Genomic DNA, 21,915 nt, shown 5'->3' with positions numbered 1-21,915 from the left:
ACCGTACCAGCTTTCCGCGAGCGCATGGCGTGGCTGAGCGCCGAACTGAATCGCCACATCTACGCCTACCACGTGCAGGACGCGCCGACCATCCCGGACGCCGAATACGACCGCATGTTCCGCGAACTGCAGGACCTCGAGGCGGCGCACCCCGAAGCGGCGTCGCTCGATTCGCCGACGTCACGCGTGGGCGCGGCGCCGGTCCCGGAATTCAAGCAGGTCACGCACACCGTGCCGATGCTGTCGCTGAATAACGGCTTCTCGCCCGAGGACGTCGAGAACTTCGACCGGCGCGTGCGCGAAGGCCTCGGCGCCGAGCAGGTCGACTACAACGGCGAACTCAAGTTCGACGGCCTGGCGATCAGCCTGCGTTACGAGGACGGCGTGTTCGTGCAGGCCGGCACCCGCGGCGACGGAACAACCGGCGAGGACGTCACCGTCAACATCCGCACGATCCGCGCGATCCCCTTGCGCCTGCGTGGCGACGCCGTTCCGAAGGTGCTCGAAGTGCGCGGCGAGGTGCTGATGTACAAGGCCGATTTCGCCAAGCTCAATCAACGCCAGCGCGACGCCGGCCAGAAGGAATACGCCAACCCGCGCAACGCCGCGGCGGGCAGCCTGCGCCAGCTCGATTCGCGCATCACGTCGTCCCGCAACCTGAGCTTCTTCAGCTACGGCATCGGCGCGCTGGAAGGCGCCGACATGCCCGAATCGCATTCCGTGCTGCTCGACTGGCTGGCCGAACTGGGCCTGCCGGTATCGAAGGAGCGCGCGGTCGTCACCGGCGCCGCCGGCCTGCTGGACTACTTTGCCGACATCGGCAAGCGCCGCGCCGGCCTGGCCTACGAGATCGACGGCGTGGTCTACAAGGTCGACCGGCTGGAAGACCAGCGCAAGCTGGGCTTCATCTCGCGCGCCCCGCGCTTCGCCATGGCGCACAAGTTCCCGGCCGAGGAAGCCCTGACCGAGGTGCTCGACATCGGCGTGCAGGTCGGACGCACCGGCGCCATCACTCCGGTGGCGCGGCTGGCGCCGGTGTTCGTCGGCGGCGTGACGGTCGAAAACGCGACCCTGCACAACGAAGGCGAAGTGCGGCGCAAGGACATCCGCATCGGCGACACCGTCATCGTGCGCCGCGCCGGCGACGTGATTCCCGAAGTGGTGGCGTATGTGCCGGAGCGCCGCACCGACAGCGTGCGCGAATTCGTCATGCCGGCCAGTTGCCCGGTGTGCGGTTCCGCCATCGTGCGTCCCGAGGACGAAGCCGTGGCGCGCTGCTCCGGCGGCTGGACTCACTGCAGCGCGCAGAAGAAAGGTGGCCTGATGCACTTCGTGTCGCGCCGCGCGATCGATGTCGAGGGACTGGGCGACCAGCTGATCGAGCAGCTGGTCGACAAGGGCGTGATCGATACCGCGGCCGACCTGTACACGCTCGACCAGGACAAGCTGTGCGCGCTCGACCGCATGGCCACCAAGTCGGCGCAGAACGTGCTGGCGGCGCTGGAGAAGTCGAAGGACACCACGTTCGCGCGCTTCATCTACGCCCTGGGCATCCGCAACGTCGGCGAATCGACGGCGAAGGCGCTGGCGCAGCACTTCGGCAATCTCGACGCGCTGCTTCACGCGGCCGGCTTCGAGGGCGGCATCCAACTGCTGGAAGTCGCCGACGTCGGCCCGGTGGTGGCGCGCTCGATCGCCGAATTCCTGACCGATCCGGGGAACGCCGCGCTGGTGGCGCAGCTGCGCACGCACCTGCACTGGAAGGAGGGCGCGCACGTCATGAAGCCCACCGGCGCGCTAGCCGGCAAGACCTTCGTGCTGACCGGGACGCTGCCGACCCTGAGCCGCGACGAGGCCGCGGCGCTGATCGAAGCGGCCGGCGGCAAGGTATCCGGTTCGGTGTCGAAGAAAACCGCCTACGTCGTCGCCGGCGACGACGCGGGCAGCAAGCTGGCCAAAGCGCAGGAGCTGGGCATCGCCATCCTCGACGAAGGCGACCTGCAGCAACTGCTCAAATCATCATCCACGGAACCAGAATGAAAAAAATCACCAAGGCCGTCTTCCCGGTAGCGGGGCTAGGCAGCCGCTTCCTGCCCGCGACCAAAGCCCAGCCCAAAGAGATGCTGCCGATCGTCGACAAGCCGCTGATCCAGTACGCGGTCGAAGAGGCGGTTGCGGCCGGCATCACCGACATGATCTTCATCACCGGCCGCAACAAGCGCGCCATCGAGGATCATTTCGACACGGCCTACGAACTGGAAAGCGAGCTGGAAGCGGCCGGCAAGGAAGAACTGCTGAACTTCGTGCGCAACGTGATTCCGAAGCACGTCAACTGCATCTACATTCGCCAGTCGGCGCCGCTGGGCCTCGGCCACGCGGTGTTGTGCGCGCGCCCAGTGGTCGGCGACGAGCCGTTCGCGGTGCTGCTGGCAGACGATTTCATGGACACCGCCTCCGGCCAGAAGCCGGTGCTGGCGCAGATGGCCGACGTCTACGGCTACGAAAAATGCAGCGTGCTGGCGGTGCAGGACGTCCCGCGCGCCAACACGCGCCAGTACGGCATCGTCAGCGCGTCGGCGTACCGGCCGGACCTGGAGCTGGTGTCGGGCATCGTCGAAAAGCCGCTGCCGGAAGCGGCGCCATCGACGCTGGCGGTGGTGGGGCGCTACATCCTGTCGCCGCGGATTTTCGATTACCTGGCCGAGATCGGCGCCGGCGCCGGCGGCGAGATCCAGCTGACCGACGGCATCGCGGCGCTGATGGCCTCCGAACGCGTGCTGGCCTACCGCTACGCCGGACAGCGGTATGATTGCGGTTCCAAGCTCGGTTACCTGAAGGCGACGACGGCGATGGGGCTCAAGCATCCCGAGACCGCCGAAGGCTTCCGCGCCTTCCTCGAGCAGACGCACAAGGAACTGGTGGCAAAATGACAGTTCGTGAAATTTTGAAGATGGGCGATCCGCGCCTGCTGCGCGTGGCCGAGCCGGTGACCGAATTCGGCACGCCCGAAATGGACGCGCTGATCGCCGACATGTTCGACACCATGCATGCGGCCAACGGCGCCGGGCTGGCCGCGCCGCAGATCGGCGTCAACCTGCAGCTGGTGATCTACGGCTTCAAGGACAACCAGCGTTATCCCGACGCGCCGCCGGTGCCCGAGACGGTGCTGATCAATCCGATCCTGACGCCGCTGTCGGACGAGATGGACGAGGCGTTCGAGGGTTGCCTGTCGGTGCCTGGCCTGCGTGGCGTGGTGCCGCGTTTCACCCGCCTGCGCTACGAGGGCGTCGACCAGTTCGGCGCCGCCATTGTTCGCGAGGCCGACGGCTTCCATGCGCGCGTGGTCCAGCATGAAGTCGACCACCTGCTGGGCATCCTGTATCCGATGCGGATCACCGACTTCTCGCGCTTCGGCTACACAAGCGTGATGTTCCCCGACCTCGACCCGAACGACGACGAATGAAGCTGGCCGCGATCGGCCTGCTGGTGCTGGCGCCGCTGGCGCGTGCGGACGACGTGTTCACGCGCGTCGAGCCGGCGCCGGTGCGCGAGCTGTGGATCGACAGCGGCTTCCTGACCGGGCACTTCCACAGCGACAAGGACCTGAACGGCCGCAACACCGGCCTGGGCGCCGAGTACCGCTGGCGCGCCGACCTGGCGCTGACGGCGGGGCGCTTTTACAACAGCGACCGTCGGTATTCGAATTATGCGGGCGCGATCTGGCAGCCGTTCGCGCTCGGGCCGGTGCGGCTGGGCGCCGTGGCGGCGGCTTTTAACGGCTATCCGCGCATCGGCGACGGCCGCTGGTTTCCGGCGCTGATTCCGGTGGCGACGCTCGAATACCAGCGGGTCGGCGTCAACTTCGGATTCGTCCCGTCGTACAAGGACCGGATGTACGGCGGCATCTCGGTGCAGCTCAAGTTCAAGCTGCTCCAGTAAGCCTCAGCGCTTCACTTTCCCCAGCGGGTCGTTCGGCATCCACGCCGGCATGGCCTTCGCGTTCGCCACCGCATAGCCCAGGTTCAGCGTGAACTGCGCCTGCTGCACCATGCCCGACAAGTCCCACGCCGGATCATATTCGTCGCTGACCTGGTGATAGTGATTCTTGAATCCGACCATGCGCGCGCTCGATTCCCTGGCGTCGTGATCGAACTCGAACGAGCCGTCCCCAGAGAACACCGCCGAGCCGACGTTAAAGGCGGGCACGCCGACTTTCGCGAAATTGAAGTGGTCGGCCCGGAAGTAGGCGCCGCCCAGGTCCGGTGTGGCCGGCGCCAGCTTGAGCCCCATCGACTTGGCCACCTGCGCCGCGGTCGCGCGCAAGGTGCTGCGCTCGCTGCCGGCCACGCCGATGTCGCGCGTCCTGCCGACGAAGTTCATGCTGTCCAGGTTCAGGTCCGCGGCGGTCTTCGCCAGCGGCCACAGTGGATTGCGCACGTACGCCAGGCTGCCGATCAGCCCTTGCTCCTCGGCGCACGGCCACAGGAAGATCTGCGTGCGGCGCGCGGGATGCTTGACCGCCGCCTGCGCCATCGCCAGCAGCGCCGCGGCGCCGGACGCATTGTCGATCGCACCGTTCCAGATGTGGTCCGGCTTGCCGTTCGCCGCGCCCATGCCCAGGTGGTCCCAGTGCGCCGAATAGATCACCGCCTCGTCGCGCAGCGCCGGATCGGAACCGGGCACGATGCCCGCCACGTTGAACTGTTCGACTTTGCGGATCGCGCTGTGCAGCGTTGCGTGCACCGTGGCGCCCAGGTCGACCGCCTTGAAGCCGCGCACCTCGGCCTGCGCGCGCAAGGTGTCGAGATCCTTGCCGGCCGCCGCGAACAGGGCGCGCGCGGTGTCTTCGGTGATCCAGCCTTGCAGCGGGTTGCCCGGCGCGGCCAGGTGGAACTTGTCGTCGCCGAAGCCGTTGGACGGCACGCTCCACGGATACGACGCCGATTCGGGGGTGTGGATCAGCAGGACGCCGGCCGCGCCCTGGCGCAGCGCTTCTTCGTACTTGTAGACCCAGCGGCCGTACCAGGTCAGCGATTTGCCGCCGAAGCGGTTCGGCTCGGCGGCGGTCGGCTTCGGGTCGTTGACCATCATGATCACCAGCTTGCCCTTGACGTCGGCGCCGCGGAAGTCGTCCCAGCGTTCGTCGTCGGCGTGGATGCCGTAGCCGGCGAACACCACCGGCGCATCGATCCTGACCTCGGCCTGGCCGTTGCCGTTGCCGAACACGATGTCGAGCGGCGCCTTCGGGGCGAGCGTCTTGCCGCCCGCCTCGAAGGTCACCGAGCTGCCGGGCAGGGTGCGGATGCCCAGCATCGGCACCGATTGGCGATACGACTTGCCGGCGGCCGGCTGCAGGCCGATCGCCGCGGCCTGGGTTTCGAGGTAGCGCACGGCCAGGTCGCCGCCGCGCTGGCCGGTGCCGCGGCCTTCGAGCAGGTCGTCGGCCAGGAACGAAAGGTGGGCGCGCAGAGGGGCTTCGGCCACCACCGGCAGCGCCGCGCCTGCCGTGTGCGCTACGGCCAGCAGGCCGGCGGCGACGATGAGGGAAGGTCGCATGATTTTTCCTTGAAGTTTATTTGCGCTTAATCGCATTCGGGAAGCGACGGCGAGTGGGTGCGCGACTGGCGGCACAGCTGCCGCCAGAAGCGACGCGTGAATTCCGGATAGCGTGCCGCGAAGTCCGCGTTGACCGGAGCGTAGCGGTAAGTCACCTGCACGGGCGGTTCGAGCTTGCGCACGGCACGTCCGAGCGGGCCGGTCAGGTAATGCGCCGCCACCACGTCGGGTTCGAGGATCACATCGATCCTGTGCGCGCTCAGCTTGTGCAGGTCGTGCTCCGGCGTTGCGGCGCTTTCGAGCTTCCAGCCGTGCTGCCGCGCGATTCCGGCGGTGATCGCGCCCCCGGTGGAAGTGCCCACGACCGGGTTGGGACTGCTGAGGGTCCTGCCGTCCCAGCGCACGCGCCGCTCGTCGGCCCGCACGTACAAGGACACGGCATCCGCCATCACGGCGCTGCGCGGATCGGCCGCGCCGTTTTTCATCGGGTAGGCCAGCGCCTTGCGCGCCGATGCGCTGTACGCGAATCCCGGCAGCACGTCGAGCAGGCCCATTTCGAGTTCCGCGAGCTGGCGGTCCGGCGGCCTGCGCTTGACGACGACCCGGGGTGCGCAGCCGGCCGCGCGCAGCGCATTGCGGGTCCATTCGATCAGCAGTCCCGGCGGGTGCTCGACCTTGTCGGTGCCCAGCACATAGGGGGCGATCTCGAAATTGGGCAGGCTGACCCGCACTTCCGCCGGACAGGGTTCCGCCGCCGTGCTGGCGCCGCACAGGCAAAGGCACAGCAACAAGGCCGCGCCGCGCGGCGCCGGCCTGCTCATCGCGCGCTCAGAAGTGTTCCTCCGGACGCAGGTAGCGCCACTGGCCGACCGGCAGGTCGCCCAGCTTGACTTTGCCGATGCGCACGCGCTTGAGGCCGATGACCTTCAGGCCGACCATGTCGCACATGCGGCGGATCTGGCGCTTCTTGCCTTCCTTCAGCGTGAAGCTGAGCTGGTCCTCGTTCTGCCAGCGCACCTTGGCCGGCAGCAGCGGCTTGCCGTCCATCCACAGCCCGAAGCACAGCTTCTTCAGGTCGGACTCGGGCAGCGTGCCCGGCTTGGTGTACTCGACGCGCACCAGGTATTCCTTTTCGATCGCGGTGTCCTGGCCGATCAGGGTCTTGGCCACGCGCCCGTCCTGGGTCAGGATCAGCAGGCCCACCGAGTCGATGTCGAGACGGCCGGCCGGCACCAGTGAGCGCAATTGCGTCGGATGGAACTGCTCCGGCGACGGATCGTCGGGCCAGCGGTTTTCCGGCTTGATCAAGGCCACGGCCGGGGTGTAGCCGTCCTCGGCCTGGCCGCTGACGTAGCCCATCGGCTTGTTGATCAGCACCGTCACGCGTTTGGACTGCTCGGCCGCGGCCTGGCGCTCGACCGTGACTTTCTGGTCCGGCGTGACCTTGCTGCCCAGTTCGGACACCACCTGGCCGTCCACCCGCACCCAGCCGCGGGCGATCCATTCATCGGCTTCGCGGCGCGAGCACAGCCCGAGTTCGGACATGCGTTTGGAGAGGCGTAACAATTCAGACATGCGTTAATTCCAATTAAACTTTAAGGGCGTCCAGCAGGTCGGTTTCAAGCTGGATCTGGTTGCGCGAGCTCGACAGCACCTTGCCGTCGACCAGGAACACGTCCTCGACGCGCTCGCCGAGGGTCATGACCTTCGCGGTGTGCAGGTTGATGCGGTAGCGCGTGAGCACGCTGGCGATCGAGTACAGCAAGCCGGTGCGGTCGGCCGCCGAAATCGACAGCAGGTAATACTGGCCGCGTTCGTCCGGGCGCAGGTCCACGGTCGGCGTGATCGGGAAGGTGCGCGACATGCGCGACAGGCGCCCGCGCGACGGCGCCGGCAGCGGCGTCTGCTTGGTCAGCAGCTCGCAGACCTCGTGCTCGATCAGGCTGATGATGTCGCGGTAGCTCTTGGCGAAATTCTGCTCGGTCACCAGGAAGGTGTCGAGCGCGTAGCCGTTCGCGGTGGTGTGGATCTTCGCGTCGAGAATCGAAAAATTTTTGCGGTCGAAGTAGCTGCAGATGCGCGCGAACAGGTCCGGCTGGTCTTTCAGGTAGACCGCCACCTGCAGGCCCTCGCCGATCGGCGCCAGGCGACACTTGACGACCGGCTTGGGCGACTCCAGGCGGTCGTGCAGGGAGCGCGTCAGCCATGCGATGTCGGCGGCGTCGTGGCGCAGGAACCAGGCCACGTCGAGCTGGCTCCACAGCGCCTCGTGCGCGTGCTCGGGCAAACCGTACAGGCGCAGCATGGCGCGCGCCTCGTCCTGGCGGTTGCGCAGCTCGCGGTCGGCCGAATGCGGCTCGCCGCCCAGCACGCGCAGTGTCACGCGGTACAGGTCTTCGAGCAGCTTGGCCTTCCACGCGTTCCACACCTTCGGGCTGGTGCCGCGGATGTCGGCCACCGTCAGCAGGTACAGCGCGGTCAGGTGGCGCTCGTCGCCGACCGTGGCGGCGAAGGCCGAGATGACGTCGGGATCCGACAGGTCCTGCTTCTGCGCCACCTGCGACATCGTCAGGTGCTGTTCGACCAGGAAGGCCACCAGCTCGGTGTCTTCGGGCTTGAGGCCGTGGCCTTCGCAAAACGTGCGCGCGTCGTCGACGCCCAGCTTGGAGTGGTCGCCGCCGCGGCCCTTGGCGATGTCGTGGAACAGCGCCGCCACGTACAGCAGCCAGGCATCGCGGAAGTTGGCGATCAGCTGGCTGCAGAACGGGTATTCGTGCGCATGTTCGCTCATCGTGAAGCGGCGCATGTTCCGCACCACCATCATGATGTGCTGGTCGACCGTGTAGACGTGGAACAGGTCGTGCTGCATCTGCCCGACGATCGGGCGGAAGGCCGGCAGGTAGCGGCCCAGGATGCTCATGTCGTTCATCCGGCGCAGCGCGTGCACCAGGCCGACCGGCGCCTGCAGGATGCGCAGGAACAGCGCCTTGTTCACGGGATCGGCGCGGAAGGCGTCGTCGATGGCTTTGCGCGCATGCCACAGTGCGCGCGTGGTGCGGGCCGTCATGCCCTTCAGGTTGGGGCGCTCGGTCATCACGACGAAGATCTCGAGCATCGACGACGGATGCTTTTCAAACGTGTCGTCGTCGCGGATGTCGATCAGGTCGTTCACTTCGTTGAAGCGCTGATTGATCTCGACCAGGACGACCGGCTGCGGGAACAGCTGCGCCTCGATGTTCTGCAGCAGGATGGTGTTGAGCTGGGTGACGGTCTTGGCGGCCCAGTAGTAGCGCTGCATCAGGATCTCGCTGGAGCGGCGCGCGTTGACGCCGTCGCCGGTCGGCGCCAGTCCCAGCGATTCGGCGATCGCGGTCTGCACGTCGAACACCAGCCGGTCCTCGCGGCGCCCGGTGTGCAGGTGCAGGCGAATGCGAATGTCCTTGAACGCGCTTTCCTTTTCCATCAGCGCGCGCGCCTCGGTCTGGGTGATCATGCCGCGCGTGGCGAGCTGGCTCCACGAATTGGCCAGGCCGGCGGCCTTGGCCACCCACAGGATCACCTGCAGGTCGCGCAGCCCGCCCGGACTCTCCTTGCAGTTCGGCTCGAGCGCGAACGCGGTGTCCTCGTACTTGGCGTGGCGCAGCCGCATCTCGGCGGTCTTGGCCTGGAAAAAAGCCTGCGGGTCGAGCGCGGCGCGATAGCGCTGCTGCAGCTGCTCGAACAGCTCGTGGTCGCCGCATACCAGGCGCGCTTCGAGCAGACTGGTTTGTACGGTGATGTCGGCCTGCGACTCGGTCATGCACTCGTCGATGGTGCGGATGCTGCTGCCGATTTCGAGTCCCAGGTCCCACAGCAGCTGCACCAGATTTTCCAGGCGCGAGCGGGTGATCGCGTCGGCCGGCTCGGACAGCAGGATCAGCAGGTCGACGTCGGAGTAGGGAAACAGCTCGCCGCGGCCGTAGCCGCCCACGCCGACCAGCGCGGACTTCGGCGGCAGGCCGGCGCCGGCCCAGGCTTCGGCCAGCACCGCGTCGACGCTCTGGCGCAGTCCGCGCAGCAGTTTCTCGGGCTTGCCGTCCTCGCGGAATGCCGCGATCAGTAGCTGGCGATCCGCCTTCAGCTGCTGCTTGAGGAGGTCGCGGGCGAGGCTGATCTGGACGGCGGCGGGCATGGCTTACGCCGCCGCGGTAGCCGGCTGTTTGGCGATGATGGCCGGCGGCGGCGGGGAGCCGGCCGACAAGGTCAGGACCTCGTAGCCGGTTTCGGTGACCAGCACGGTGTGCTCCCACTGCGCCGACAGGCTGCGATCCTTGGTCTTGATGGTCCAGCCGTCGCCCATTTCGCGGATGTCGCGGCGGCCGGCATTGATCATCGGCTCGATCGTGAAGATCATGCCCGCTTCGAGCTTTTCCAGCGTGCCCGGACGGCCGTAGTGGAGTACCTGCGGCTCTTCGTGAAACACGGTGCCGATGCCGTGGCCGCAGAATTCGCGCACCACGCTGTAGCCGTTCTTTTCGGCGTGCTGCTGGATCACGTGGCCGATGTCGCCAAGGTGCGCGCCCGGCTTGACCTTCGAGATTCCCAGCCACATGCACTCGTAGGTGACGTCGGACAGGCGCTTGGCCAGGATCGACGGCTCGCCGATGAAGAACATGCGGCTGTTGTCGCCGTGGTAGCCGTCCTTGATGACGGTGATGTCGAGGTTGACCACGTCGCCATTCTTCAGCACTTTGTCGCCCGGAATGCCGTGGCAGATGACGTCGTTGACCGAGGTGCAGATCGCCTTCGGATACGGCGTGTAGCCGGGCGGGCAGTAATTCAGCGGCGCCGGGATCGAACCCTGCACGTTGACCATGTATTCGTGGCACAGGCGATCGAGTTCGCCGGTGGTGACGCCCGCCTTGACGAACGGGGTGATGTAGTCGAGCACTTCGGAGCCAAGCCGGCCGGCAATGCGCATGCCCGCGATTTCTTCGGGGGTCTTGATGGAGATGGAGGACATAGAGGTCGCAATCGTAATAAACGGACGCAGCGGGCCGTCGAGGTGCGGACCCGTGCAGATATGTCGACATTATAAGGGAACTGCGCCATCGGCGACGCGGGAAGCCGATTCCGGAGCCGCCGGTGATGGCGGGAAATTCGACGCGTAATTCCGCGGGCGTCATTTCGGGTGGCCGGGTTTGACGCTAGGATCGACCGTTGCGGCCCAGTTTTTCGCTAGCCTCGCAATCCTCCCTGCAAGGACTAAAATGTACGCACAGATCTTCATCACTGCAAAATACGACGGCGAAGAGTTGCGGCAGGCACTGACGAATCACATCGGCGCCACTGCTATTCCGGCGGTGGAGGCGTTGCGACGCGCCGGCATGGCCGGGGACGCGAGGCAAACAGCTCCCACCGTTGTCGCGGCGCTGGGTCTCCGGGATGCAGTGACCATTCTGTATTTTTTCGATGGACCAGATACAATTTTCATTCACATTTTTGCGAAGAGAATGACGAATTTGAAGGCGCAGGTTGAGCGGGTAACGCGTGAGCTCTGGCCGTTTCTAACATCTCGCAAGAGAACAGCTTTGGCGTACCTGTTTGCACAGGACAAGGCGAAGCAACATGTGCTCATGATCAGCGGGGAGCGCGTTTCGCCTTCGCGCAAAGTCTTTCAAGCGCTTGCGGAAAAATGGTTGAGCCGGATGGTCGTTCCGGCAATTGTGTTTGCATTGACCGCATACCGACTGTCAGGAACTTCAGCAGTCCAGTCCGCGGGGATAGGCGCGCTTGCAGCAATTATTGGCGTGTTAATCGAGATTTCCGTGTTTATTTTTCACGCCAGAGATTGGGTATGGAAGGAAGTATTGTGAACAAGCTTGCTGAGCATACTTACATCGATGACGGCTCTGTTCCTCTTACTGAACAAGAACTCTGGATCGCGAACGTTCTGCGAAGCCGATTGCGGTCACCGCTCCTGTGGGAATACGGTGCCGACCCAATCGAGTTGGAAGGCGGGGAGAATCCCCCCTACTACTATGAGCCGACTTTCGCAATTCGAAACACCGAGACCGGGCGGCGGTTGTTCGTTGAGATTAACTCCGTGCCGGGCTTGTCATTGCCGAACCTCATTCTATTAGGCCTGATCGGCAAGACCGCGCGGCGCGATGGCGGAGATTGCCTACTGTTTGTCGAGGGTAAGGTCGATCCGCGGATGGAGCGCCACCTGCTTTCCAGGCAGATTCACGCTGTTTGGCTTGCAAACCGGGACGATTCTACGGTCATGTCGGCCATTGAGGCCGCGCTGCTGTGACCAGTTATCGGTGAAAGCCCCTTGCGGCGCCAACCCGGGGTCAGGTCCGGATGACCCGACCCTAGGTTTTGAATCGCGCTATCAGGGTCGGGCCCCGGCCGCGCACGTGGCTGCCCCAGCGTGCAGGCCATGGTTTCGCTTGAAAGAATGCCCAAATCCCCTTATAATCTCGGGTTGCTCGGTTTGGTTTTCGGGCACAGATGTAAAACGTAGTGCAAATAATGTTAAATCGCGAGTCCGGTCGCAAAGGGTGCCTCCATGGTGACTGACCGGATTCCAGACCCAACCCTGGAGAATTAAATGTCTGTAACAATGCGTGAAATGCTGGAAGCCGGTGTCCACTTCGGTCACCAAACCCGTTTTTGGAACCCGAAGATGGCGCCGTTCATTTTCGGTCACCGCAACAAGATCCACATCATCAACCTCGAAAAGACGATGGCGATGTATCAGGAAGCGATGAAAACCGTCAAGCAGGTCGCTGCCCAGCGCGGCACCATCCTGATGGTCGGCACCAAGCGCCAGGCGCGCGACATCATCGCCGCTGAAGCACAGCGCGCCGGTGTGCCTTACGTCGACCAGCGCTGGCTCGGCGGCATGCTGACCAACTTCAAGACCATCAAGACCTCGATCAAGCGCCTGCAGGACATGGAAGCTCAGATCGCCGACGGTTCGGTCGAGAAGCTGTCGAAAAAAGAAGGCCTGATGTTCGAGCGCGAAATGGTCAAGCTGCAGAAGTCCATCGGCGGCATCAAGGACATGGGCGGCGTTCCTGACGCAATCTTCGTCGTCGACGTCGGCTACCACAAGGGCGCGATCACCGAAGCCGGCAAACTGGGCATCCCGGTCATCGGCATCGTCGATACCAACCACTCGCCAGCCGGCGTGACCCACATCATCCCGGGCAACGACGACTCGTCGAAGGCCATCATGCTGTACGCCCGCGGCGTCGCCGATGCGATCATCGAAGGCCGTGCCAACGCCACCAACGAAGTGGCCGACATGGTCAAGTCGTCGGGCGATGACTTCGTCGAAGTGTCCGAGCAGGCGTAATTCACAGGCAGGGGCGACCCTGCTTGAATCAAAAAGGGTGGCGTCGTCACCCTTTTTTTTAAACCGAAGTCGATAGCGCGGCGCCAGCAATGCGCGCCCCCGACGGATAGATACTAGGAGAATTCACATGGCAGCGATTACTGCAGCGATGGTAGGGGAACTGCGCGGCAAGACCGACGCACCAATGATGGAATGCAAAAAAGCACTGACCGAAGCCGATGGCGACATGGCACGTGCCGAAGAAATCCTGCGCGTCAAGCTGGGCGGCAAGGCATCGAAGGCCTCGTCGCGCATCACCGCCGAAGGCGTGGTCGTCGCTTACATCGCCGGCAACACCGGCGCGCTGCTGGAAATCAACAGCGAAACCGACTTCGTCGCCAAGAACGACGACTTCCTGGCCCTGGCCAACAACGCCGCCAAGCTGGTCGCCGAGAAGAACCCGGCCGACGTCGCCGCGCTGCTGGCCCTGCCGCTCGACGGCAAGACCCTGGACGAAGTGCGTGCCGCACTGATCGGTAAAATCGGCGAAAATATGTCGATCCGCCGCTTCCAGCGTTTCGAAACCACCGGCAAGCTGGCTTCCTACATCCACGGCAACCGGATCGGCGTCATGGTCGAGTTCGAAGGCGCGGACGAGCAGGTCGGCAAGGACGTCGCGATGCACATCGCCGCGATGAAGCCGGTGTCGCTGTCGGCCGACCAGGTTCCAGCCGAGCTGATCGAAAAAGAGCGTTCGGTCGCCGCACTGAAAGCACAGGAAGACGCCGACCAGGCAGCCGCCGCGGGCAAGCCGGCCCAGTCGCCGGAAATCCTGGCCAAGCGCCTCGAAGGTTCGGTCCAGAAGTACCTGAAGGAAGTCTCGCTGCTGAACCAGGCGTTCGTCAAGAACGACAAGCAGTCGATCGAGCAGATGCTGAAGGCGGCCAACACCACCGTCAAGTCGTTCACCATGTTCGTGGTCGGCGAGGGGATCGAGAAGAAGCAGGACGACTTTGCCGCGGAAGTCGCAGCCCAGATGGCTGCCTCGAAGCAGTAAGTTGCAAAGCGGGCCGGAAGGCCCGTTTTTTTAGCTGTCGCAGTTTTCACCGTCCCTCGCGGGCGGTGAGGCCGGCAGGCGCGCCCGCGCGGCGCCCGCCGGTCAGCATCGAATAACCGTCACCCAGGAGCCTCTACATGACCAAACCAGCCTATAAACGCGTTCTTCTCAAGTTGTCTGGCGAAGCACTGATGGGCGACGACCCGTACGGCATCAACCGCGGCACCATCGAGCGCATGGTCGCCGACGTCGCCGAAGTGGCCAAGCTGGGCGTGGAACTGGCCGTGGTCATCGGCGGCGGCAACATCTTCCGCGGCGTCGCCCCGGGCGCCCAGGGCATGGACCGCGCCACCGCCGACTACATGGGCATGCTGGCCACCGTGATGAACGCGCTGGCGCTGGCCGACGCGATGCGCCAGGCTGGCGTGACCGCGCGCGTGATGTCGGCCATCGGCATCGACCAGGTGGTCGAGCCTTACGTGCGCCCGAAAGCGCTGCAGTACCTGGAAGAGGGCAAGGTCGTGGTGTTCGCCGCCGGCACCGGCAATCCCTTCTTCACCACCGACACCGCAGCGGCATTGCGCGGTTCAGAGATCAGCGCCGAGATCGTGCTGAAGGCCACCAAGGTCGATGGCGTATATACTGCCGACCCTAAGAAGGACCCGAACGCCACCCGCTACAATTCGATCACCTTCGACGAGGCGATCTCCAAGCACCTGCAGGTGATGGACGCCACCGCGTTCGCACTGTGCCGCGACCAGAAGCTGCCGATCAAGGTGTTTTCGATCGTCAAGCCGGGCGCGCTGATGGCCGTCATCATGGGTGAAGATGAAGGCACCCTGGTTCACGTGTAAAATAACGCATTATTTTCAAGCAACAATTCTCAAAAAGCTACAGGAGAGCAGCATGACACCCGCTGACATCAAGAAAAACGCCCAGGATCGCATGACCAAGTCGATCGAGACGCTGCGCGCCGATTTGGCCAAGGTCCGCACCGGCCGCGCCCACACCGGCATCCTCGACCACATCATGGTCGAGTACTACGGTTCGCCAACCGCGCTGGCCCAGGTGGCCAACGTGACCCTGATCGACGCCCGCACCATCGGCGTGGCGCCGTTCGAGAAGAAAATGGCCGCGACGATCGAAAAAGCCATCCGCGATTCGGACCTGGGCCTGAACCCGTCCTCGCAGGGCGACCAGATCCGCGTGCCGACCCCGATGCTGACCGAAGAGCGCCGCAAGGAAATGGTCAAGCTGGTCAAGAACGAGGCCGAAGACGCCAAGATCGCGATCCGCAACATCCGCCGCGACGCCAACGAGCAGGTCAAGAAGCTGGTGAAGGACAAGCTGGCGTCGGAAGACGACGAGCGCCGTTCCAGCGACGAGATCCAGAAGCTGACCGACAAGTTTGTCGCCGACGTCGACAAGATGGTTGTCGACAAAGAAAAAGAAGTGTTGACGGTATAACGCGCCAGATGATTTTCAAGAGTTCCACCACCGCCGTCCCTGAAGTCGCCAAGGTGCCCCGGCACGTGGCGATCATCATGGACGGCAACGGCCGCTGGGCCACCAAGCGGCTGCTGCCGCGCGTCGCCGGCCACGTCAAGGGCGTGGAAGCGGTGCGCGACTGCGTCGAGGCCTGCGTCGAACGCGGCATCGAGTACCTGACCCTGTTCGCGTTCTCGTCGGAGAACTGGCGCCGTCCGGAAGAGGAAGTGTCGCTGCTGATGCGCCTGTTCGTCACCGCGCTCGAACGCGAAGTGGCGAAGATGCATGCCAACGACATCCGCCTCAAGGTCGTCGGCGACCTGTCGCGCTTCGACGCCAAGCTGCGCGAGATGATCGCCAGCGCCGAGCGCCGCACCGCCAACAACACGCGCCTGACCCTGACCATCTGCGCCAACTACGGCGGGCGCTGGGACATCATGCAGGCCACCGGCAAAATGGTGGCCGCGCATCCGGGTGTAAACGATTTCACCGAGGAGCAGCTGGCCGAGCACCTGGCGATGGCGTACGCGCCCGAGCCGGACCTGTTCATCCGCACCGGCGGGGAAGAGCGCATCTCCAACTTCCTGCTGTGGCAACTGGCGTATTCGGAGCTGTATTTCACCGACACCTTCTGGCCGGATTTCTCGACCCAGTCGCTGGACGCGGCGATCTCCTCGTATCAAGGCCGCGAACGCCGTTTCGGCCGCACCGGCGACCAACTGGCCGAAAAGAAAAAATAAATGCTCAAGACCCGGATCATCACGGCGGTCGCGTTGCTGGCGGTATTGCTGCCGGTGCTTTACTTCGACAACGCGATCGCGTTCGCGGTGGTGGTCACGGTGTTCTTCGGCGCCGCGATGTGGGAAGGCTTTCGCCTGTTTAATCCCGATTCGAGCCGCGCGCTGCTGATCGCCGCCGCCTGGACCGCTGCCTTCGCCTACGCCTTCTTCATCGCTCCCCGGACCGTCATGACGTTCTGGTTCGCCATCAGCGCGCTGATCTGGCTGCTGCGCCTGGCGCCGTCGCTGAAGATCGGCCTGCCGGCGCTGGCCACCACCGCCAACACCATGCTGTCGGTGACCTACGCGATCGCGATCGTCGCCTGCTTCGCCGCCATCGTCGCGCTGTTCCGCCATTCGCCCATCTACCTGCTGTCGGTGATGGCGCTGGTATGGATCGCCGACATCGGCGCCTACGCGGCGGGCAAGGCGTTCGGCAAGCACAAACTCGCACCATCGATCTCTCCCGGCAAATCCTGGGAAGGCGCGATCGGCGGCGCCATCGCGGTGTTCGTCATCGCCGCGCTGACCGTGGTCTTCGGCGGCGCCGCGCTGGCCGACACCTTCGCGGTGCACGTCCAGTCCAAGTTCGGGTGGGCCGCGCTGGCGGGCATACTGGCGGTGATCGTCGCCGCGAGCATCGTCGGCGACCTGTTCGAATCCCAGTTGAAGCGCCGCGCCGGCGTCAAGGACAGCAGCAGCCTGCTGCCCGGCCACGGCGGAGTGCTGGACCGGATCGACGCCCTGATCCCCGTATTGCCGCTGGCAGCGCTGATCGACACCTGGCTCTAAAGGCACACCATGCAACACATCACCATCCTAGGCGCCACCGGCTCGATCGGTGTGTCGACCCTCGACGTGCTCGCCCGTCATCCCGACAAATATAAAGTCCACGCGCTGACCGCGCACGGCAAGGTCGAGGAACTGGCCGCGCAATGCGCGCAGTTTCGCCCGGCCCGCGCGGTGGTCGGCACGGCCGGCGCGGCCGCGCGCCTGTCCGAACTGCTGCGCGCGAAGGACATCCGCTGCGACGTCTCGTACGGTGAACAAGCGCTGTGCGAAGTGGCCGCCGAAGCCGACACCGTGATGGCCGCCATCGTCGGCGCAGCCGGCCTGGCGCCGACCCTGGCCGCCGCGCGGGCCGGCAAGAAGATCCTGCTCGCCAACAAGGAAGCGCTGGTCATGTCCGGCCAATTGTTCATGGATGCAGTGCACCAAAATGGTGCAATTTTGCTGCCGATCGACAGCGAGCACAATGCGATTTTCCAGTCGCTGCCGCAGTCGTACGCACGTTCGCCCGAAAGCGCCGGCGTTGCCAAGATTTTGCTGACCGCGTCCGGCGGCCCCTTCCTCGCGCGCGCGGTCGAGACGCTGGAAGAGGTCACGCCGGAACAGGCCTGCAAACACCCCAACTGGTCGATGGGCCGCAAGATCTCGGTCGACTCGGCCACCATGATGAACAAGGGCCTCGAAGTGATCGAGGCGCACTGGCTGTTCGGCGCGCCCGCGTCGCAGATCGAGGTGGTGATCCATCCGCAAAGCGTAATCCACTCGATGGTGTCCTACGTCGACGGCTCGGTGCTGGCGCAACTGGGCAACCCCGACATGCGCACGCCGATCGCCCACGCGCTGGCCTTCCCTGAGCGGATCGAATCCGGAGTAGGGCAGCTCGACCTGACCACCATCGGCACGCTGCAGTTCGAGAAGCCCGACTTCGCGCGCTTCCCGTGCCTGGCGCTGGCGTTCGAGGCGCTGGTCGCCGGCGGCACCTCGCCGGCGCTGCTCAACGCGGCCAATGAAGTGGCGGTCGAAGCGTTCCTCGATCGCCGCATCGGCTTCCGCGACATCGACCGCGTGATCGCCCGAGTGATGCACGAAAACGCGCACGGCGCCGCCAGCAGCATCGAGGCGGTGATGGCGCAGGACGCGCTGGCGCGCGCCGCGGCGCAGCGCATCGTCGCCGGGCTGGTGCGATGACCCTGATCGTCAAGGTGCTCGCGCTGCTGCTGGCGCTCGGTCCGCTGATCATCTTCCACGAGCTGGGACATTACGTCGTGGCGCGCCTGTGCGGCGTGAAGGTGCTGCGCTTCTCGGTCGGCATGGGCAAGATCGTCTGGTCGCGCCGCTTCGGCCCCGACCAGACCGAATGGGCCATTTCGGCGCTGCCGCTGGGCGGCTACGTCAAGATGCTCGACTCGCGCGACCCGGACGCGCCAAGCATGACCGAGGCCGACCTGCTCCACGAATTCACCCGCCAGAGCGTCTGGCGCCGCATCGCCATCGTCGCCGCCGGCCCGCTGGCCAACTTCCTGCTCGCGATCGTCGTCTACGCCGGCCTGTCGATGTACGGCTCGGTCGAGCCGTCGACCAAACTGCGCGCGCCGGCCGAAACGTCGGCGGCTTACGCGGCCGGCCTGCGCGGCGGCGAGCATGTCGTCGCGGTCAACGGCAAGCCTGTCGCCAGCTGGGACGAAATGCGCTGGGAGCTGGTGGACGCCATCGTCGACCAGCACGAGGCGCGCCTCGACGTGCGCCAGGCGCAGGGCGGCCAGTTCGCCGCGGTCATCCCGAGCCGCGCGTTCGCCGGCCTCGATGTGGAAGGCGACGTCATGACGCGCCTCGGTTTCGGTCCCGGCCTGCCGAAGGCGGTGATCGAGCAGGTCATCGCCGGCGGTCCCGGCGCGAAAGCCGGCCTGCAGCCGCGCGACCTGGTGACGGCCATCGACGGCAAGAGCGTGATCGACGGCCTGGCGCTGGTCGAAGCGGTGCGCGCTTCCGGCGGGCGCCCGCTCGCGCTCGAAGGCCTGCGCGCCGGCAGCCCGTTCGCGCTGACCGTGGCGCCCGAGTTCGACGCATCCCGCAAGCTGTGGGCGATCAAGGTCATGACCAGCATGGCGCCGGAGATGGTGACGGTGTCCTACGGCCCGTTCGAAGCGGTCGCCAAGGCCTCGGTCAAGACCTGGGACACCAGCGTCCTCACCATCAAGATGATCGGCAAGATGATCACCGGCGAGGTCTCGCTGAAGAACGTCACCGGCCCTATCACCATCGCCGATTACGCGGGGCGCACCGCCCTGATGGGCGCGCAGGTGTTTTTGAGCTTCGTCGCCTTCATCAGCATCAGCCTCGGCGTGATGAATCTGTTACCAATTCCGGTGCTGGATGGGGGACATTTGCTGTATTATTCGCTGGAAGTTTTGACCGGCCGCCCCTTGCCCGAGCGGATTGGGGCCTTCGCGCAGCGCGCCGGGATCGGCTTGCTGGTCCTGCTGATGGCGCTAGCTGTCTTCAACGACGTCGTCCGGCTGCTGTAGCCGGCGTCTTTCGAACATGTACGCTGTCTTATGATTGACCATTGATTTTGCCAATGAAATTACATTCAGATCGTTTTGCCCTGCCATTCTTTCGCCGCAGTTTGATCGGCGCCGCCGCCCTGGCCCTGTGCGCCGGCCATGCACTCGCAGTCAATCCGTTTGTCGTCAAGGACATCCGCGTCGAAGGGATCCAGCGCACCGAAGCCGGCACCGTGTTTACCTACCTGCCGGTGCGCGTGGGCGAAACCTTCGACGATGAGAAGAGCATCACCGCAATCAAGGCGCTGTACGCGACCGGCTTCTTCAAGGACGTGCGCCTGGAAGAAGAAAACGGCGTGCTGGTCGTGCTGGTTGAAGAGCGTCCGGCGATCTCCACCGTGGACTTCACCGGCACCAAGGAATTCGAGAAGGACGTGCTGGTCAAGGCGCTCAAGGAAATCGGCGTCGGCGAAGCGAAGATCTTCGACAAGGCATCGGTCGACCGCGCCGAGCAGGAGCTCAAGCGCCAGTACCTCTCGCACGGCCTGTACGGCGTCAAGATCACCACCACCATCACGCCGATCGAGCGTAACCGCGTCACCGTCATGTTCAACGTGGACGAAGGCGACATCGCGCGCATCCGCGGCATCAACATCGTCGGCAACAAGCACTTCAGCGACAAGGAGCTGCGCGAGACGATGGCGCTGTCCACGTCCGGCTGGTTCACCTGGTACTCGAAGGCCGACCAGTATTCGAAGACCAAGCTGACCGGCGACATCGAGGCGCTCAAGTCGTTCTACCTGAACCGCGGCTACCTCGAAGTGAACATCGAATCGACCCAGGTCTCGATCACGCCCGACAAGAAAGACATCTACCTGACGATTAACATCACCGAAGGCGAGAAGTACACCGTCTCGGCGGTCAAGCTCGATGGCGAGATGTTCGGCCGCGAAGAGGAACTGAAGTCGCTGCTGCTGCTGAAACCCGGCATGACCTATTCGGGCGAACGCCTGACCGATTCGAACAAGCGCATCGCCGACCGCCTCGGCACCTTCGGCTACGCCTTCGCCAACGTCAACGCGAATCCCGAAATCGACCGCGAAAAGCGCGAAGTCGCGTTCACCTTCTTCATCGATCCGGGCAAGCGCGCCTATGTGCGCCACATGAACATCGTCGGCAACACCACCACGCGCGACGAAGTCATTCGCCGCGAGTTCCGCCAGTTCGAGGGCTCCTGGTACGACGGCAACAAGATCAAGCTGTCGCGCGACCGCGTCGACCGCCTCGGCTACTTCAAGGACGTCACCGTCGACACGCCGGAAGCGCAGGGCACCTCCGACCAGGTCGACATCAACCTGACCGTGGTCGAGAAGCCGACCGGTAACTTCATGATCGGCGGCGCGTTCTCGCAGGCCGAGAAGTTCACCTTCACCGCGGCGATCCAGCAGGCCAACTTCGCCGGCAGCGGCAACACCGTCGGCATCGAGCTGAACACCAGCCGCTACAGCCGCACCATCGCGTTCTCGCAGACCAATCCCTACTTCACCGACGACGGCATCTCGCGTTCGTTCGAGGTGTACCTGCGCACCACCCGTCCGCCGGCGCTCAACACCGGCAGCTTCACCGTCAAGCAGACTGGCGGGCGCATGAGCTTCGGCGTGCCGTTCTCCGAGACCGACACCGTGTACTTCGGCGCCGGCGTGGAACGCACCACCATCGAGACCGACGACACGAGCCCGCAGCGCTACAAGGACTACGTGGCGCAGTTCTCCCACATTCCGGGCGGCGTGGGATCGGCCACCACCAATTCGCTGCCGCTGACGGCCGCCTGGGCGCGCGACAGCCGCGACAGCGCGATCACGCCGACGGCCGGCCGCTTCCAGCGCGCCAACCTCGAGCTCGACCTGGTCGGCAACTCGAAGTACTACCGCGCGGTGTACGAGCAGCAGTGGTACCGTCCGCTGACGCGTTCGATCACGCTGGCCCTGAAGGGCGAGCTCGATTACGGCCACGGCATCCGCGGCACCAGCTACCCGGTCTTCAAGAACTTCTACGCCGGCGGCATCGGTTCGGTGCGCGGCTACACCAGCTCCTCGCTGGGCGTGGTCGACACCCACTTCGGCGACGCGCTGGGCGGCGCCAAGCGCCTGATCGGCAATGCCGAACTGCAGATGCCGTTCCCGGGCGGCGGCACCGACAAGAGCCTGCGCTGGTTCGGCTTCTTCGACGCCGGCCAGGTGTACCAGGAAAACCAGAAGATGCGCCTGTCGGAGCTGCGTTACTCGACCGGTTTGGGCGTAAGCTGGATCTCGCCGGTCGGCCCCTTGAAGTTGAGTTATGCTAAGCCGTTGAATGCGAAGTTCGGCGACCGCCTGGAACGCTTCCAGTTCCAGATGGGTACCGGTTTCTGATCCTTGC

At 64.9% G+C, this 21,915-nt stretch carries 20 protein-coding genes; 15 read left to right on the top strand and 5 right to left on the bottom strand.

What is annotated here, in order from left to right:
• Positions 1-24: 24 nt before the first annotated feature.
• The 4 genes from ligA to AC1D02_RS12635 are packed head-to-tail and all read left to right on the top strand — an operon-like array spanning position 25 to position 3,939.
• Positions 25-2,040, top strand: coding sequence for an NAD-dependent DNA ligase LigA (gene ligA / locus AC1D02_RS12650; RefSeq protein ID WP_477317893.1), 2,016 nt, complete (start codon positions 25-27; stop codon positions 2,038-2,040).
• Complete coding sequence (gene galU, locus AC1D02_RS12645; protein WP_477317316.1) at positions 2,037-2,930, top strand: UTP--glucose-1-phosphate uridylyltransferase GalU; 894 nt, start codon at positions 2,037-2,039, stop codon at positions 2,928-2,930. The genes ligA and galU overlap by 4 nt, the downstream gene beginning before the upstream one ends.
• Positions 2,927-3,463: a peptide deformylase gene (def, locus tag AC1D02_RS12640; protein ID WP_477317314.1), complete on the top strand. Its 537-nt coding sequence runs from the start codon at positions 2,927-2,929 to the stop codon at positions 3,461-3,463. Before galU ends, def begins: the two co-directional genes overlap by 4 nt.
• Complete coding sequence (locus AC1D02_RS12635) at positions 3,460-3,939, top strand: hypothetical protein (RefSeq protein ID WP_477317312.1); 480 nt, start codon at positions 3,460-3,462, stop codon at positions 3,937-3,939. The genes def and AC1D02_RS12635 overlap by 4 nt, the downstream gene beginning before the upstream one ends.
• Before the next feature lie 3 nt (positions 3,940-3,942).
• On the opposite strand, the gene AC1D02_RS12630 is transcribed toward AC1D02_RS12635, so the two are convergent.
• Genes AC1D02_RS12630 through map form a run of 5 tightly spaced genes read right to left on the bottom strand, consistent with a single transcriptional unit; the run spans position 3,943 to position 10,558 of the window.
• Entirely contained in the window at positions 3,943-5,556 is a 1,614-nt protein-coding gene (locus AC1D02_RS12630; RefSeq protein ID WP_477317310.1) for a M28 family peptidase, read from the bottom strand.
• A 26-nt stretch (positions 5,557-5,582) separates the two neighbouring features.
• The gene (locus tag AC1D02_RS12625; protein WP_477317308.1) at positions 5,583-6,347 is read right to left on the bottom strand and encodes a type 2 periplasmic-binding domain-containing protein; all 765 of its coding nucleotides are present in this window, start codon (positions 6,345-6,347) and stop codon (positions 5,583-5,585) included.
• A gap of 37 nt (positions 6,348-6,384) precedes the next feature.
• A complete protein-coding gene (locus AC1D02_RS12620) occupies positions 6,385-7,131 on the bottom strand; it encodes a pseudouridine synthase (RefSeq protein ID WP_477317306.1) in 747 nt (248 codons plus the stop codon).
• 13 nt (positions 7,132-7,144) lie between these two features.
• Positions 7,145-9,727, bottom strand: coding sequence for a [protein-PII] uridylyltransferase (locus AC1D02_RS12615; protein WP_477317304.1), 2,583 nt, complete (start codon positions 9,725-9,727; stop codon positions 7,145-7,147).
• A gap of 3 nt (positions 9,728-9,730) precedes the next feature.
• Complete coding sequence (gene map / locus AC1D02_RS12610; protein WP_477317302.1) at positions 9,731-10,558, bottom strand: type I methionyl aminopeptidase; 828 nt, start codon at positions 10,556-10,558, stop codon at positions 9,731-9,733.
• 247 nt (positions 10,559-10,805) lie between these two features.
• Between map and AC1D02_RS12605 the strand changes: the two genes are divergently transcribed.
• From AC1D02_RS12605 to bamA, 11 genes are all read left to right on the top strand, one after another.
• Entirely contained in the window at positions 10,806-11,411 is a 606-nt protein-coding gene (locus tag AC1D02_RS12605) for a hypothetical protein (protein ID WP_477317300.1), read from the top strand.
• Positions 11,408-11,851, top strand: a complete 444-nt coding sequence (locus tag AC1D02_RS12600; protein ID WP_477317298.1) for a hypothetical protein — start codon at positions 11,408-11,410, stop codon at positions 11,849-11,851. The genes AC1D02_RS12605 and AC1D02_RS12600 overlap by 4 nt, the downstream gene beginning before the upstream one ends.
• 300 nt (positions 11,852-12,151) lie before the next feature.
• The gene (gene rpsB / locus AC1D02_RS12595; RefSeq protein WP_477317296.1) at positions 12,152-12,901 is read left to right on the top strand and encodes a 30S ribosomal protein S2; all 750 of its coding nucleotides are present in this window, start codon (positions 12,152-12,154) and stop codon (positions 12,899-12,901) included.
• 127 nt (positions 12,902-13,028) lie between these two features.
• Complete coding sequence (gene tsf, locus AC1D02_RS12590) at positions 13,029-13,937, top strand: translation elongation factor Ts (protein ID WP_477317294.1); 909 nt, start codon at positions 13,029-13,031, stop codon at positions 13,935-13,937.
• A 137-nt stretch (positions 13,938-14,074) separates the two neighbouring features.
• Positions 14,075-14,791: a UMP kinase gene (pyrH, locus tag AC1D02_RS12585; RefSeq protein ID WP_477317292.1), complete on the top strand. Its 717-nt coding sequence runs from the start codon at positions 14,075-14,077 to the stop codon at positions 14,789-14,791.
• Between the two features lie 52 nt (positions 14,792-14,843).
• Positions 14,844-15,404 carry a ribosome recycling factor gene (frr, locus tag AC1D02_RS12580; RefSeq protein ID WP_477317290.1) on the top strand — a complete coding sequence of 187 codons (561 nt, stop codon included), beginning with the start codon at positions 14,844-14,846 and terminating at the stop codon, positions 15,402-15,404.
• An 8-nt stretch (positions 15,405-15,412) separates the two neighbouring features.
• Entirely contained in the window at positions 15,413-16,165 is a 753-nt protein-coding gene (uppS, locus tag AC1D02_RS12575; RefSeq protein WP_477317288.1) for a polyprenyl diphosphate synthase, read from the top strand.
• Complete coding sequence (locus AC1D02_RS12570; RefSeq protein WP_477317286.1) at positions 16,166-16,996, top strand: phosphatidate cytidylyltransferase; 831 nt, start codon at positions 16,166-16,168, stop codon at positions 16,994-16,996.
• A 9-nt stretch (positions 16,997-17,005) separates the two neighbouring features.
• On the top strand, positions 17,006-18,181 hold the full coding sequence (gene ispC, locus AC1D02_RS12565) for a 1-deoxy-D-xylulose-5-phosphate reductoisomerase (protein ID WP_477317284.1): 1,176 nt from the start codon (positions 17,006-17,008) through the stop codon (positions 18,179-18,181).
• Complete coding sequence (gene rseP, locus AC1D02_RS12560; protein ID WP_477317282.1) at positions 18,178-19,518, top strand: RIP metalloprotease RseP; 1,341 nt, start codon at positions 18,178-18,180, stop codon at positions 19,516-19,518. The genes ispC and rseP overlap by 4 nt, the downstream gene beginning before the upstream one ends.
• A gap of 53 nt (positions 19,519-19,571) precedes the next feature.
• Entirely contained in the window at positions 19,572-21,908 is a 2,337-nt protein-coding gene (bamA, locus tag AC1D02_RS12555) for an outer membrane protein assembly factor BamA (RefSeq protein WP_477317280.1), read from the top strand.
• Positions 21,909-21,915 lie beyond the last annotated feature (7 nt).

Source organism: Massilia sp. P1_C10 (assembly GCF_056406475.1).
The sequence above is the reverse complement of the archived record's forward strand: the minus strand, read 5'-3'. Positions and strand labels throughout refer to the sequence as shown.